Raw genomic sequence first — 14,860 nt, forward strand, 5'->3', positions numbered from 1 at the left:
GCGTGATTACCGAGTGGCTGAAGAAAGAAGGAGACCAGGTCAATGTAGGCGATGTTCTCTTTACATATGAGACAGATAAGGCATCCTTTGAGTGCGAATCCACGGCAGCAGGAACACTTCTGAAGATCTTCTATGAGGATGGAGACGAAGTTCCCGTACTGGTGAATGTCTGCGCAATCGGACAGCCGGGTGACAGCATCGAGGGTCTGAAGGAAGGCACCGCACCGGCGGCAGCGCCCGCAGCGGCTCCGGTACCGACAGCAGCACCTGCACCGGCGGCAGCACCCGCAGGCGGCGCGCATATGGCAACGGGCGTCCTGATGCCGAAGGCAGGAATCACTGTAGAAGAGTGCGTGATTACCGAGTGGCTGAAGAAAGAAGGAGACCAGGTCAATGTAGGCGATGTTCTCTTTACATATGAGACAGATAAAGCATCCTTTGAGTGCGAGTCCACTGCGGCAGGAACTCTGCTTAAGATTTTCTACGGCGACGGAGACGAAGTACCTGTACTGGTAAATGTCTGCGCTATCGGACAGCCGGGCGACAGCATCGAAGGTCTGAAAGAAGGCACCGCACCGGCGGCAGCGCCGGCAGCGGCTCCGGCCCCGGCAGCGGCTCCGGTCCCGGCAGCAGCACCCGCACCTGCAGCAGCGCCGGCAGCAAGCGGCCCGGCTAACCCGGACGCTAAGGTATCTCCGAGAGCAAGAAAGGCAGCTGCAGAGCTTGGTGTAGACGCTACAGCGGCAGCCGGTACCGGCGCTCACGGAAGAGTCATGGAAGTAGATGTGAAGACCTATGCGGCAAACGCGCCGGCACCTGCAGCGGCTCCGGCTGCAGCAGCACCTGCAGCTCCGGTTACAGTAGCAGAAGCTCCGAAGGCAGCACCTGCAGCAGACGACGCAGAGTACACAGATGTGAAGCTCTCCGGCGTCAGAAAGGCCACCGCGAAGGGCATGATGAAGTCCTTAAGCACCATGGCTCAGCTGACCCATTACCATTCCTTCGACGCGTCCGCACTGCTGGCTCTGAGAAAGCAGATCAAGGCCAACGGCGAAGCGATGGGCATGCCGAACATTACCTTGAATGATATGGTACTTTTTGCAGTATCCAGAATCCTTCTGCATCACCCGGATTTGAATGCGACTATGCCGCAGGAGAACATGCTCCGTCAATACCATCACGTACATCTGGGTATGGCGGTAGATACCCCGAAGGGACTGTTCGTACCGACCATCTTCAATGCGGATCAGATGAGCCTGGCAGAGATAAGCACAGAGGCAAAGCGTCTCGCAAAGCTTTGTCAGGAAGGCAAGGCTACACCGGATATGCTTTCCGGCGCCACCTTCACCGTATCCAATGTAGGTTCCCTGGGCGTGGAGATGTTCACCCCGATTGTAAATCCGCCGCAGGTAGGTATCCTGGGCGTGTGCGGAACCACCACCCGCATCAAGGAAGTAAATGGAGAAATCAAGCCGTATCAGGCTATGGGACTTTGCCTGACCTACGACCACAGAGCCATCGACGGCTCCCCGGCATCCCGCTTTGTAAAAGAGCTGTGCGGTGCGCTTGAGAACTTCTCACTTCTGATGATGAAATAATTTTATTTAGCCAACCAACTTTCAAGCCGGGGGCGACACCAACCCCGCCCTCGGCTACTGCCATTTTGATACTATTCAGCAATTCACATAGACGCATAGGGCGCTTAGCCCAAGCGAGACGGAGTGCGAAGCACGGAATCGAGCTTGCACTGCGTCCGTGCTGAATAATATAGAACTTAACCAAATTAAAAAAGGAGAAAAAACATGCCAAAGTCATTATATGTAGATCCGGACAAAATGCGTGCGGAAGGAAAAATCACATTTAAAGACATCCCGATCAATGTATACAAAAAGAGCGTAAAGGAAGAGGTAGAGGAAGGCAACTATACCAAGGAGGACCTGCTCCGTATCTACCGCGATATGAGCATCTGCCGTGAGTTCGAGGATATGCTGAACCAGATCAAGACTCAGGCGAAATATGCGGACGTGGAGACGACTTATCCGGGTCCGGCCCATCTGTCCCTGGGACAGGAGGCAGCCGCAGTCGGCGAGGCTTATCTGCTGGGAAAAGAGGACTTCACCTTCGGAAGCCACAGAAGCCACAGCGAGATTCTGGCAAAAGGTCTGTCCTGTATCCAGAAGCTGAATGACAAAGAGCTGATGGATACCATGGAGAATTTCTTCGACGGCAAGACCCTGAAGGCTATCCAGACTGTCAGCAAGGCAGACGGCGATGTAAAAGAGCTGGCTATCGAGTTCCTGGTATACGGCGCCCTGGCAGAGCTGTTCGCCCGTGAAAATGGTTTCCACAAGGGACTGGGCGGCTCCATGCATGCGTTCTTCCTGCCCTTCGGTATCTACCCGAACAACGCGCTGGTAGGCGGCTCCGCAACCATCGCGACAGGAGCGTCCCTGTTCAAGAAATGTAACGACAAGGACGGCGTCGTAGTAGCAAACCTGGGCGACGGCTCCATGGGACGCGGTCCCGTATGGGAGGCACTTTCCTTCGCTACCATGGATCAGTACCGTACTCTGTGGGAAGAGGGAAGAAAGGGCGGCCTGCCGCTGATCTTCAACATCAACAATAACTCCTACGGCATGGGCGGCCAGACCTGCGGAGAGACCATGGGCTATGGCGAGCTGGCGCGTATGGGCGCAGGCGTAACCGAAAGCCAGCTGCACGCAGAGCGCGTGGACGGCTACAATCCGCTGGCAGTTATCGACGCATACAGAAGAAAGCTTCCGCTGGTTAAGAGCGGTGAAGGCCCGGTATTCCTGGATGTGGTTACATATCGTCTGCTTGGACATTCTACTTCCGACCAGAATGCGTACCGTACCAAGGAGGAGATCGAGGCATGGAAGGCACAGGATCCGATCATCACCTTCCGCAAGGCCATCGTAGACGCAGGCATTGCTGAGGATAGTGAGTTCGATGCTATCTGGGCGAAGACCAAGGAAAGAATGGCCCGTATCTGCCGCCTGGCAGCAGACAAAGAGGCTTCTCCGTATCTGGACTTCGATAAGGATCCGGCTATCGTAGAGCGTCTGATGCTGAACAACGGACACCAGCGCAGCATGGATACCACCAGAGAGCCGTCTGTAATGGGACCGAAGGAGAACTGCAAGCGTTACAATGACATCCAGAAGAAGGTTCGTACACATTACATCGATGGAACGGAAGTAAGCTCCATGAAGCGTTATAATATCCGTGACGCTGTCTTCGAGCCCATGTTCAATAAATACTATGAAGACCCGACACTCATCGCTTACGGCGAGGATGTTCGTGACTGGGGCGGCGCATTTGCTGTATACAGAGGATTTACCGATGTCATTCCTTACTCCAGACTGTTTAACTCCCCGATTTCCGAGTCCGCTATCGTAGGTACCGGCGTAGGCTATACCATGTGCGGTGGCCGTGCGGTTATCGAGCTGATGTACGGCGACTTTATCGGATGCTGTGGTGACGAGATCTTCAACCAGATGGCAAAATGGCAGGCTATGAGTGCCGGAATTCTGAAGATGCCGCTTATCTTACGTGTATCCGTAGGTTCCAAGTACGGCGCTCAGCATTCTCAGGACTGGACCGCAATGTGCGCTCATGTACCGGGCCTGAAGGTTTGCTTCCCGGCTACCCCGTATGAGGCAAAGGGTCTGATGCAGGCAGCTCTGAACGGAACTGACCCGGTTGTATTCTTTGAGAGCCAGAGAATCTACGATGTAGGAGAGAAGTTCCATGAGGGCGGCGTTCCGAAGGAAGAGTACGAAATCACCATGGGCGATGTAGATGTGATTACCCAGGGCTCCGATATCACCATCCTGACCGTAGGCGCAACCCTGTACCGCGCGTACGACGCAGTGAAGGAACTGAAAGAGAAATACGGTATCTCCGCAGAGCTTATCAACCTGCACAGCCTGGTACCGCTGGATTACACCAAGATTCTTGAGTCTGTGAAGAAGACAGGCAAGGTGGTTCTGGCTTCTGATGCCTGCGCAAGAGGAAGCTTCCTGGACGACGTGGCTAAGAACATTACCACACTGGCATTTGATTATCTGGATGCACCGCCTGCAATCGTTGGTGCTCAGAACTGGATTACACCTCCGTTCGAGTATGACAAGTACTTCTTCCCGCAGAAGGAGTGGATCCTAGATGCCATCAACGAGAAGATTATGCCGCTTAAGGATTATAAGCCGGTAACCAATATGACAGCAGAAGAGGAAATGCGGAAGCTGAAACTGGGTGTCTAATTCAGAGGTAAGGCGAGTAAAAGATTAAGAGAGAGAATAAAATAGGGCGTCCCATAGAAAGGGACGCCCTATTTTTAAAAACGACGATTTACAGAAGATAATTTCTTTCCCCGGGTTTTTTGAAATAGGTTTGGTGCATGCCGAGGGTAATCACCAGAGTCAGAAATTCTGCTACCGGGATAGCGAGCCATGCTCCGGTTACCCCAAGAAACCGGGGCAGAATCAGCAGGGACAGTACGATAAACACCAGTGTCCGTAAGAATGAGATAATTGCGGATACCCTTCCATTGGACAGCGCGGTAAAGAAGCCGGAGGACGTGATATTGATTCCGCTGAACAGAAAATTAATGGCGAAAATCCGAAAGCCTGCGTCAGCCAGGGCAAAGGTTTTCGGGTCATGGGTGAAGATGGATACCAGCAGTGTGGAGGTGGCGACGGCAGCCAGGGTCATGAGGACAGATGACGCAGCCACGAAGAAAAACGAGGTTTTATAGATGCTCCTAAGCTGCTTCCGGTTCTGCGCGCCGTACTGGAACCCCACGATGGGACTGATGCCGATGGAAAAGCCCAGATAAAAGCCGTTAAATAAGAACTGCCCATAGAGCAGAATCGTGATGGCGGCTACGCCGTTTTCCCCGGCCAGATCCAGCAAGATAATGTTGAAGAGAAAGGTAATCACTGCATTGGAAAGCTGGGTGACCATCTCGGAAGAACCGTTATAGCAGGCCATAAGAAGTTCTTTCCCATGCAGACGGAAACGGGTGAAATAAAGGCCTTTCCGGGAAAGCAGGAAAAAGAATAACCCGGCGATGGCCGGAACGGACTGGCCGATACCGGTGGCCAGGGCAGCGCCTGTGATTCCCATAGGGAAGACCAGAATGAGAACGTAGTCCAGAACCGCGTTCAGAATACCGGCGCCGATGGTCAGAAAAAGTCCCAGAGCCGGCATACCTGCAGTTACCAGATAGGACTGGAACAGAGTCTGCAGCATACAGGCCGGAGCGAACATCAGAGAGGTGGACAGATATGCCTGACAGTCTGCCAGCAGAATATCTGTGGAACCTAAAATCCGGCAGATGGGTATCAGAAATACCTGAGTCAGAATCAGCAGCAGAATGCTGACCGCAAGGCCGATGACCGTGAAACCGGTCAGACATTCCCTGGCTTCCTGATTCTTACCTTCTCCCAGATATTTGCTGATAATGGCGTTGCCGCCGGTGCCCAGCATGGTGGCGATGGCAATGACCACATTGATTACGGGAAAAACGATATTGAGGGAAGAAAGGGCATTGCTTCCCAGAAAACGTGAAATATAAATGCCGTCTACAATGGTGTAGAGGGACATGAAGATCATCATGATGATGGACGGAAACGCGAATTTTAAAAGCGCCCAGGGCGTGAAATGCTGATTTAACGACGTACTCATAACAAACTCCTTTATCATCTGTAAGGGATAGCATATAGGATAAGAAGGAATACGTCAAGAAATCTATGGAAAATTAGAGAAAAATTAAGAAACAGAGAAATGACCTGCAAGGAGGAGACGCGACATGAATAATTATTTTGTACAGACCTACACCTGGAACCCCTGGAGAAATCTGGCCGTGGAGAAATATCTGGCAGACAAAATCGAGCCCGGCGACGTGGTGCTTTATCTCTGGCAGAATGATCATACGGTAGTTATTGGCCGCAACCAGAACGCCATCCGTGAGTGTAAAGCCCAGCTTCTGGAGGAGGAGGGAGGCTTTCTGGCCAGACGTACTACCGGAGGCGGAGCCGTGTACCATGATCTGGGCAATCTGAATTTTACGTTTCTGGCATCCCCGGAGCGCTATGATCTGGAAAAGCAGCTGAAGGTGATTCAGGCAGCCTGCCGGAAATTCGGCATTGAAACGCAGTTTTCCGGACGGAACGATATCATTACCGAGGATGGGTTCAAGTTTTCCGGAAATGCGTTTTCCAAGAATTCCCATTGCAATATTCAGCATGGAACCCTGATGGTGGATGTGGATGTGACGCAGCTTGGCAGATACCTGACTCCGTCCAAGGAGAAGATGAAGGCCAAGGGCGTGAAGTCTGTACAGTCCCGGGTATGTAACCTGAAGACGTTGAATCCGGACATCACCACAGACGCTCTGCGGTCAGCCCTGAAGGAGAGCTTCGTGGAAGCCTACGGTGATTTTTCCGAGCTTAACCCGGCTATCTTTGAAAACGCTGAGGTACAGGAAATCTATAATCTTTATTCATCCTGGGACTGGAAGTTCGGCAAGTCTCCTGAGTGCGAGACCTCTTACAGCAGGCGCTTCGACTGGGGTGAGGTGGAGATCTGGCTGCGCCTGAAAAATATGCACATGGAGGAGATCAAGATTTATTCCGATATGCTGGACGTGGAATTCCCGGCGAAGCTGGAGAAGCTGTTACAGGGGAAACGGTATGATATGGCGGACCTGAACCTGGATGATGAGACAGCGGAATTTACACCGGAGCAGCGGGAAAAAGCAAAGCAGGTGTGCGAATGGCTGGCTCACTGTTTCTAAACGGGATCTTACAAGGATCTTAAGAAACCATTAAATTTTCCTGCGACGAAAAAAAACACTTTTCTTTTTGGAATTCCTTGTATATAATATAAGTTACGCAAATAGGTGTTTGCACAAAGCCTGAATAACAGCTTGAAAATGTGTAAGACTGATATTATAGAAGATTAAGGAAATGTGAGAAAGGGGAATCTGTAAAATGGCAGGAACAGATATTGGAATTGACCTGGGTACAGCCAGTATCCTTGTATATATAAATGGAAAGGGCGTCGTATTAAAAGAGCCGTCCGTAGTGGCATTTGACCGTGATACCAATAAGATCCGCGCCATCGGCGAGGAAGCCCGTCTGATGCTGGGAAGAACCCCCGGCAATATTGTAGCGGTACGTCCGCTGCGTCAGGGCGTTATCTCTGACTATACCGTAACGGAGAAGATGCTGAAGTACTTCATCCAGAAGGCTACAGGAAAGAGATCCTTTCGAAGACCGCGTATCGCAGTCTGTGTACCCAGCGGTGTAACTGAGGTAGAGAAGAAGGCTGTAGAGGACGCTACCTATCAGGCAGGCGCCCGTGAGGTTATGATCATCGAGGAGCCCATCGCGGCAGCCATTGGAGCCGGTATCGATATTTCCCGTCCCTGCGGTAATATGATCGTAGATATCGGAGGCGGTACCAGCGATATCGCTGTTATCTCCCTGGGCGGCGCGGTAGTCAGCACTTCCGTGAAGATTGCGGGAGATGACTTTGACGAGGCTATCGTCCGTTATATGCGTAAGAAGCACAATCTTCTGATCGGTGAGCGTACCGCAGAGGATATCAAGATCAAAGTAGGTACCTGCTATCCCCGCGCGGAGGTGGATCGTATGAGCGTCCGCGGACGTAACCTGGTGACAGGTCTTCCGAAGTCCGTAGAGGTAACCTCTGAGGATTGTGAGGAAGCGCTTCGTGAGTCTACCATGCAGATCGTGGAGGCTGTTCACAGCGTGTTGGAGAAGACTCCGCCCGAGCTGGCAGCAGATATTGCGGACAGAGGAATTGTCCTGACCGGCGGCGGCGCTCTGCTTCGTGGTTTGGAGGAACTGTTGGAGGAGAAAACCGGCATTAACACCATGACGGCAGAGGATGCCATGAAGTGTGTAGCCATCGGAACCGGTAAGTTTGTAGAGTTCATGGCCGGTAACCGGGACGAGTAAATTATACTTTTACAAATGAGGGGCATGACGGAGGTTTATCTGTCATGCCCATTTGTATATAACAGAGAAGTGGCGGGGAATCCTGCAATGCAGGATTCCGAAAAATACATAAAGGTATAAACGTATGAAACTTGAGGGGTATGTGGAACATATTATCTACCGAAACGCGGAAAATGGATATTCGGTGCTGAATCTGATGGCCGATGAGAATGAAATCACGGTTGTCGGCGTCTTTTCCTATATCGGCGAAGGAGAATTGGTGGAGCTGGAGGGCGACTATACGGAGCATCCCATGTACGGTCAGCAGTTCAAGGCGGAACGCTTTGAGGTGAAAACGCCAAAGGACGCCCTGGCCATGGAACGCTATCTGGCCAGCGGAGCCGTAAAGGGCGTGGGTGCGGCGCTGGCGGCCCGGATTGTGCGGCGCTTCGGCGCAAAGACCTTCGAAATCATGGAACGGGAGCCGGAGCGCCTGGCTGAGGTGAAAGGTATCAGCGATCGGAAGGCCCGGGAGATCGCGGAGCAGATGGAAGAAAAACGGGATCTTCGGGACGCTATGGTTTTTTTACAGGAGTATGGCATTTCCATGAATTTGGCTGTGAAGATTTACCAACAGTACGGACAGGAGATTTATCGTATAATAAAGGAGAATCCGTACCGATTGGCGGACGATATCGCGGGCGTAGGCTTCCGGACAGCGGATGAGATCGCAAAGCGCGTCGGGATCCGGGAGGATTCAGACTTCCGGATCCGCAGCGGTATTCTGTATACACTGCTGAACGCGTCGGCGGAGGGGCATACCTGCATTCCGGAGCAGATGCTGCTGAACCGGACCGTGGAGCTTCTGGGCGTGCCGCCAGAATCCGTGGAGCGCCATGTGTCGGATCTCAGCATCGACCGGAAGCTTATACGAAAAGCTCTGCCGGACAGCCGGGGGCAGGAGACGGTCTTTGTCTACGCGGCGTCCTATTATTACGCAGAGCTCAGTATCGCAGCCATGCTGTATCATCTGAATCTGTCCATGGATGAGACAGACGCGGTGATTGACACGCGGATTTCAAAGATAGAAAAGGCCACGAAGACTACGCTGGACGAGCACCAGCGGGAGGCGGTGGCGGAAGCAGTGCGAAACGGTCTGCTGATTCTGACCGGAGGTCCCGGCACCGGAAAAACCACGACCATCAACGCTATGATACATTATTTCGAGGCGGAGAACTTAAGCATCTTTCTGGCAGCGCCCACCGGGCGCGCGGCCAAGCGGATGACCGAGGCTACCGGCTGTCAGGCCCAGACCATTCACCGAATGCTGGAGCTGTCCGGCGGGCCGGAGAGCGCCGTTGGAGGCCGGGCCATGTTCGCCCGCAATGAGGAGAATCCGCTGGAGGCGGATGTGATCATCATTGACGAGATGTCTATGGTGGATCTGCATCTGATGCAGGCGCTTCTAAAAGCGGTGGTACCGGGAACCAGACTGATTCTGGTGGGCGACGTGAACCAGCTGCCCAGCGTGGGACCCGGCAGTATTCTGCAGGATATGATCCGTTCCGAGACCTTTCCGGTGGTGCGCCTGACTAAGATCTTCCGACAGGCGGCGGAGAGCGATATCATTGTAAATGCCCATAAGATCAACCGTGGCGAGCCGGTAACTCTGGATAATAAGAGCCGGGATTTCTTCTTTTTGCAAAGGCAGGATCCGAACATCATTCTGCGGGTGGTGCTGGCTCTGGTGCAGGAGAAGATGCCCCGTTATGTAAATGCGGAGATTTCGGATATCCAGGTGCTGACCCCCATGCGCAAGGGCGCGCTTGGTGTGGACAATCTGAACCGGGTATTGCAGCGTTACCTGAATCCCGAGGATAAGGACAAAGCGGAGATTCCCTTTGGACACGGCGTCGCCGCGGAGGACGGCGGAACCGGAAAGGGCATCCTGCGGGTGGGCGACAAGGTCATGCAGATCCGCAACAACTACCAGCTGGAGTGGGAGGTCCGCAATCGCTACGGCATTGCCATTGATAAGGGCGTGGGCGTATTCAACGGCGATATGGGAATCGTCCGTGCCATCAATACCTTTGCGGAGGAAGTAACCGTAGAATTCGATGAAGGGCGTATGGCTTCTTATCCGTTTAAACAGCTGGATGAACTGGAGCTGGCTTACGCCATTACCGTACATAAGTCTCAGGGAAGCGAGTATCCGGCAGTGGTGATTCCATTGCTTTCCGGCCCCCGCCCCCTGATGAACCGGAACCTTTTATATACGGCAGTGACCCGTGCCAGATCCTGTGTGACCCTGGTGGGCAGCGCCGCCACCTTCCAGGCAATGATTGAAAATGGTACGGAACAGAAGCGTTACACAGGTCTTTGCGAAACTATCAAATCTTATATATCCTCGCAGATGTCCGATATGTGATGAGATTACCGGCGGGGCAGAAAAGCTTATCTGTGACAGCTGCCGGACGGTATTGCAGCCGGTGCGCGAACCGGTCTGTATGAAATGTGGGAAGCCGCTTTCAAAAGAGGAGGCAGAATATTGCCCCGACTGTCTGCGGCGGAAGCATCGATATGAAAAGGGCAGGGCAGTTTTCCTATATGACAGAGTCATGCGGGCGTCCATCAGCCGGTTTAAATATCACAACCGCAGGGAATATGCGGATTTTTACGCAGAAGAGCTGCTGCGGGCCCATGGGCGTATGCTTCGTTCCTGGCAGCCGGACGCCCTGATTCCGGTGCCGCTCCATAAGAGCCGCATGCGGAAACGCGGGTTTAATCAGGCAGCGCTGGTGGCAGAACGTATGGGAGAGAGGCTTGGAATTCCGGTGGAAGAAAAGCTTCTCATACGGGTAAAGAAGACCAGTCCCCAGAAGGAATTAAACGATTCCGCAAGACGGGAGAATCTGAAAAATGCTTTTCAACTCTGTGGAAATGATATAAAATTAAAGAGAGTGGTACTGATAGACGATATCTACACCACCGGCAGCACCCTGGATGCGGCGGCAGCCGCCCTTCTGGCAGCGGGGGTGGAAAAAGTGTATTTTTTAAGCATTTGTATTGGAAGAGGCTTTTAAATATGCTATACTGAATTCGATTAGGAGTATGCAAAAGTTAAGGGGTATTTATGTTAAATGAAGAAAAAATCAGACTCATGACAAAGGCGGCCTCCTTTGAGGCGGGCGAGGGAAAGAAAGCGCTGGAAATGAACCGTTTTTACAAGGGTGATTACTTAAGTATTCATCTCATCGGCGCGTGGATTTCCTACACGGTGGCATTCTGCCTGTGCGTGGGTCTCTGGGCTTTTTATAAAATGGAATATCTGATGACAAACCTTCATAAGATGGATCTGGCCGCGTTTGGAAAAGGGCTTGCGCTTCTCTATCTTGCGCTTCTGGGCATCTATCTGGTGATCCAGTATGTGGTTTATTATAACCGGTATCAGGAAAACCGGAAGAAGCTGGCTGCATATAATCACATTCTGAAGCGTATTTCCGGCATTTATGAGTCGGAGACGTCGGGCAGCACAAGTATGGCAGAAGGAGCGAAGGAAGAATGAAGACCTTACTGGAAATGAGAGAAAAACTGAAGATTTTTTTAAGCAAATATGATATTTATATATATCCGGTGCTGAAGTTTATCATGGCACTGGTGACGTTTCTGCTGATCAACGGTCATGTGGGCTTTATGAAGAAGCTGGATAACCCGGGGATAGCCCTGGTGCTGGCGCTTCTTTGCTCCTTCCTGCCGGTCAATGTGACGGCGGTGTTCGCGGCGATTCTGATTTTGCTGCATGCCTACGCGCTTTCTCTGGAGGTATTCGCAATTACCCTTGTGGTATTCGCGGTGATGTTTCTGCTTTTTTTCAGCACTGCGCCCAAGTTCGGATATGTGCTGCTCCTGACACCATTGGCCTTCGTGTTCAAGATTCCGTATTTTGTTCCGCTTGCCATGGGACTGGTTTCCACGCCGGTGACAGCGATTCCGGTTGCCTGTGGTACGGTGGTGTATTTCCTGCTTCACTATCTGGGCATGAATACGGCCATGCTGAGCAGCGCCCAGAACGGTACGGTGACCGAGAAGATTACTTATCTTCTGGATAATGTACTGAACAATAAAGAAATGATTCTGACAGTTGTGGCCTTTACCCTGACGATAGTGATTGTATACATGATTCGAAGAATGTCCGTGGATCATGCATGGACCATTGCCGTAGTGGCGGGCGCTGTGGCGGACGCCATCGTGCTTTTGACCGGAAGTCTGATCCTGGGGGTGTCTCCGAAGCTGCTCAGCGTGATTGTGGGTGGGATCCTGTCGGCGGTGCTGGCGCTGCTTTTGCAGATCAGTATATTCAGTCTGGATTATTCCAGAACCGAATATGTACAGTTTGAGGATGACGAGTATTACTACTATGTAAAAGCGGTTCCCAAGATCAGTATCGCGGTTCCGCAGAAAAAAGTAAAGAAGATCAACGCGCAGAAAGCGCCGCAGAGAAAGGTTTCATCGGGAAGAAAGAAGAGCAGCGCGTCGAGACACCAGTAAACTGGCCGGCGGCAGAGAGGATGTGAAAAAGTGCAGGGTTCTGTGTGGAACTATATCAATCAATATGTGGCGTTCAACACCATCCACTGGAATGATCTACTGGATATTATTATCCTGTCTTTCCTGCTCTATGAAATCATGGTGTGGATCAAGAAGACCCGCGCATGGGTGCTTCTGAAGGGCTTTGCGGTTCTGCTGGTATTCATTTTTGTGGCTTGGGCCTTCCGCCTGAACACGATTCTATGGCTGGGCAAGAATATCTTCAGCCTGGGAATTACCGCGCTGGTTATTGTATTTCAGCCGGAGCTTCGTAAAGCGCTGGAGCAGCTGGGACGGCAGAACATCATAAGTTCGGTATTCAGCTTTGACAGCGCGAAGGAGTCGGAAGCCAGGTTCAGCGACAAGACCGTTAATGAGCTTATAAAGGCGGTCTTTGAGATGGCCAAGGTCAAGACCGGAGCGCTGATAGTCATTGAGAAGAAGACGCCGCTGAACGAGTATGAGCGTACCGGCATTACGCTGGATTCCGTGATTACCAGTCAGCTTCTGATCAATATTTTCGAGAAAAATACGCCGCTGCATGACGGCGCGGTCATCATCAGGGGTGACCGGATTGTGTCAGCCACTTGTTATCTGCCGCTGTCGGATAACCTGTTTCTGAGTAAGGAGCTGGGAACCCGTCACAGAGCAGCTGTGGGAATCAGTGAGGTGACGGATTCCCTGACCATCGTGGTATCGGAAGAGACCGGAGCTGTGTCTGTGGCCATGGAGGGTGACATTAAGCGCAATTTGAATCAGGATGACCTCCGGGCGCAGCTTGTGGCAGCCCAGGATAAGGCGCAGGACAATGGCAGATTCAGATTATGGAAAGGACGGGTGAAGAAGCATGAAAAAAATGCTGACAAATAACCTGGGACTGAAGCTCCTTTCCGTGATCGGAGCCATTATGCTCTGGCTGATTGTCATGAATATTGACGATCCCTATACATACAGGGATTTCTCTCCGATTCAGGTCACGATGCTCAATGAGAACGTGGTAACGGATCAGGGTAAGGTTTACAAGATAGAGGACGGCAGCGACGTCATCAGTATCCGTGTGTGGGGCAAGAAATCCGTTCTGCGTGAGTTGGATATCACGGACTTTACCGCGACGGCGGATATGCAGAAAAATATCAAATACAACGATCTGGTAGGTATCGAGGTGACCTGCAGCAATAAAAACATCCGCAGCGCCGACATCAACCTGAGCCGGGAAAACGTAGTTATCAGCGTAGAGGACGCATCCTCGGAGCAGTTTAACGTAGTGGTGAAGCAGAACGGTAAGGTGGCCGACGGTTACATGATCGGAACCGCGCTTCCGGAGCAGAGCCTGATTCAGATCAGCGGCCCGGCTTCCGTGATCGCCAAGATCAAGCGCGTGGAGGTAGAGATCAAGACCACCGGCGTCAACTCAGACCGGACCATTCACGGCAAGCTGAATGTGCTGAACAGCGACGGCGAAGCCGTAGATACCACTTATCTGGAATATACCGGAAAGAACGACGGTATGGATGTGGCCATCACCATGCTGCGGACCAAGACAGTTCCGCTGTCTGTAGGCCATACAGGCACACCGGAAGAGGGCTACAGCTTCAGCTCCATCTCCTATAAACCGGAGACAGTGATGATTGCCGGAGCTTCTGACGCAATCAGTAAGATTACAGCGATTTTGATTCCGGATGAGGCGATCAATATCGACGCTGTTTCCGAGAATCAGCAGCAGACCATCGACATTACCCAGTATCTGCCCGATGGCATTCGACTGGCGGACGAGACAGACGCTTTGATCGCGGTCAGCGTGGAAATTGAGAAGAAGCAGGGCAAGACTGTGACCATCCCGGTATCCCGCATCGGTGTACAGAATGTGCCGGCAGGAATGGAAGTGGACTTCGGCGACACCAGCAGTATTGAACTGATGGTAATGGGAACCAGCAGCGAACTGGCAGCTCTGGATACAGAGGCGATTGCAGTGACGCTGGATGTGGGACACACCAGAGCGGGGAATTATACAGAAACCCTGAACGTAACCCTTCCGGACAGTGGCTGCAGCCTGATGCAGGATGTGGAAATCCAGTATAAACTGGTAAAGAGAACAGCAGCTGACGACAGTAAGACTACAGGAGACAGCAGCAGTACAAACGGCAGCACAGACAGCAAAAAGGAGAATGTCTCGGACGCCGGAAATGACAATACAACGGGAAACAGTACCCCGGATAACACCGCTGGTGACAATAGCAGCGGAGACAGTGCGGGGGAGAGTAAAAATGACTCGGCAACAGAGTAAA

The 14,860-nt window shown here is 52.1% G+C and carries 11 protein-coding genes; 10 read left to right on the forward strand and 1 reads right to left on the reverse strand.

The window, feature by feature from the left end; translation table 11 throughout:
- Together ACESZP_RS02725 and ACESZP_RS02730 are read left to right on the forward strand one after the other, a co-directional pair.
- Positions 1 to 1,598, forward strand: a 1,598-nt coding sequence (locus ACESZP_RS02725) for a 2-oxo acid dehydrogenase subunit E2 (protein ID WP_499707951.1), incomplete at its 5' end; no start/stop codon positions are given.
- A gap of 204 nt (positions 1,599 to 1,802) precedes the next feature.
- Positions 1,803 to 4,283: an alpha-ketoacid dehydrogenase subunit alpha/beta gene (locus ACESZP_RS02730; RefSeq protein ID WP_499707952.1), complete on the forward strand. Its 2,481-nt coding sequence runs from the start codon at positions 1,803 to 1,805 to the stop codon at positions 4,281 to 4,283.
- A gap of 88 nt (positions 4,284 to 4,371) precedes the next feature.
- Here ACESZP_RS02730 and ACESZP_RS02735 read toward each other — a convergent pair whose 3' ends face one another.
- A complete protein-coding gene (locus ACESZP_RS02735) occupies positions 4,372 to 5,709 on the reverse strand; it encodes an MATE family efflux transporter (RefSeq protein ID WP_178038731.1) in 1,338 nt (445 codons plus the stop codon).
- Between the two features lie 124 nt (positions 5,710 to 5,833).
- Between ACESZP_RS02735 and lplA the strand changes: the two genes are divergently transcribed.
- The 8 genes from lplA to ACESZP_RS02775 all read left to right on the forward strand — a co-directional run bounded on the left by lplA (position 5,834) and on the right by ACESZP_RS02775 (position 14,859).
- The gene (gene lplA, locus ACESZP_RS02740; protein WP_499707953.1) at positions 5,834 to 6,820 is read left to right on the forward strand and encodes a lipoate--protein ligase; all 987 of its coding nucleotides are present in this window, start codon (positions 5,834 to 5,836) and stop codon (positions 6,818 to 6,820) included.
- A gap of 196 nt (positions 6,821 to 7,016) precedes the next feature.
- The gene (locus ACESZP_RS02745; RefSeq protein ID WP_178038733.1) at positions 7,017 to 8,009 is read left to right on the forward strand and encodes a rod shape-determining protein MreB; all 993 of its coding nucleotides are present in this window, start codon (positions 7,017 to 7,019) and stop codon (positions 8,007 to 8,009) included.
- Positions 8,010 to 8,133: 124 nt separating this feature from the next.
- Positions 8,134 to 10,416 (forward strand): SF1B family DNA helicase RecD2, encoded by a 2,283-nt coding sequence (gene recD2 / locus ACESZP_RS02750; protein WP_499707954.1) that lies wholly within the window; start codon positions 8,134 to 8,136, stop codon positions 10,414 to 10,416.
- Positions 10,337 to 11,071 carry a double zinc ribbon domain-containing protein gene (locus tag ACESZP_RS02755; RefSeq protein ID WP_499707955.1) on the forward strand — a complete coding sequence of 245 codons (735 nt, stop codon included), beginning with the start codon at positions 10,337 to 10,339 and terminating at the stop codon, positions 11,069 to 11,071. Before recD2 ends, ACESZP_RS02755 begins: the two co-directional genes overlap by 80 nt.
- 50 nt (positions 11,072 to 11,121) lie before the next feature.
- Positions 11,122 to 11,553, forward strand: a complete 432-nt coding sequence (locus tag ACESZP_RS02760; RefSeq protein ID WP_440321109.1) for a hypothetical protein — start codon at positions 11,122 to 11,124, stop codon at positions 11,551 to 11,553.
- The gene (locus ACESZP_RS02765; RefSeq protein WP_499707956.1) at positions 11,550 to 12,536 is read left to right on the forward strand and encodes a hypothetical protein; all 987 of its coding nucleotides are present in this window, start codon (positions 11,550 to 11,552) and stop codon (positions 12,534 to 12,536) included. Before ACESZP_RS02760 ends, ACESZP_RS02765 begins: the two co-directional genes overlap by 4 nt.
- A gap of 30 nt (positions 12,537 to 12,566) precedes the next feature.
- Positions 12,567 to 13,445, forward strand: a complete 879-nt coding sequence (gene cdaA / locus ACESZP_RS02770) for a diadenylate cyclase CdaA (RefSeq protein ID WP_178038738.1) — start codon at positions 12,567 to 12,569, stop codon at positions 13,443 to 13,445.
- The gene (locus tag ACESZP_RS02775) at positions 13,423 to 14,859 is read left to right on the forward strand and encodes a CdaR family protein (protein WP_499707957.1); all 1,437 of its coding nucleotides are present in this window, start codon (positions 13,423 to 13,425) and stop codon (positions 14,857 to 14,859) included. The genes cdaA and ACESZP_RS02775 overlap by 23 nt, the downstream gene beginning before the upstream one ends.
- The last annotated feature ends 1 nt before the right edge of the window (position 14,860 follow it).

The sequence above is a fragment of the Candidatus Dorea massiliensis AP6 genome, from assembly GCF_964245105.1.
GTDB lineage: Bacteria > Bacillota > Clostridia > Lachnospirales > Lachnospiraceae > Laedolimicola > Laedolimicola intestinihominis.

Coding starts and splice junctions, on each gene's coding strand:
- ACESZP_RS02745 (WP_178038733.1), top strand. CDS start 7,017: ATGGCAGGAACAGATATTGGAATTGACCTGGGTACAGCCAGTATCCTT.
- ACESZP_RS02760 (WP_440321109.1), top strand. CDS start 11,122: ATGTTAAATGAAGAAAAAATCAGACTCATGACAAAGGCGGCCTCCTTT.
- lplA (WP_499707953.1), top strand. CDS start 5,834: ATGAATAATTATTTTGTACAGACCTACACCTGGAACCCCTGGAGAAAT.
- recD2 (WP_499707954.1), top strand. CDS start 8,134: ATGAAACTTGAGGGGTATGTGGAACATATTATCTACCGAAACGCGGAA.
- ACESZP_RS02730 (WP_499707952.1), top strand. CDS start 1,803: ATGCCAAAGTCATTATATGTAGATCCGGACAAAATGCGTGCGGAAGGA.
- ACESZP_RS02735 (WP_178038731.1), bottom strand. CDS start 5,709: ATGAGTACGTCGTTAAATCAGCATTTCACGCCCTGGGCGCTTTTAAAA.
- ACESZP_RS02775 (WP_499707957.1), top strand. CDS start 13,423: ATGAAAAAAATGCTGACAAATAACCTGGGACTGAAGCTCCTTTCCGTG.
- ACESZP_RS02755 (WP_499707955.1), top strand. CDS start 10,337: ATGGTACGGAACAGAAGCGTTACACAGGTCTTTGCGAAACTATCAAAT.
- ACESZP_RS02765 (WP_499707956.1), top strand. CDS start 11,550: ATGAAGACCTTACTGGAAATGAGAGAAAAACTGAAGATTTTTTTAAGC.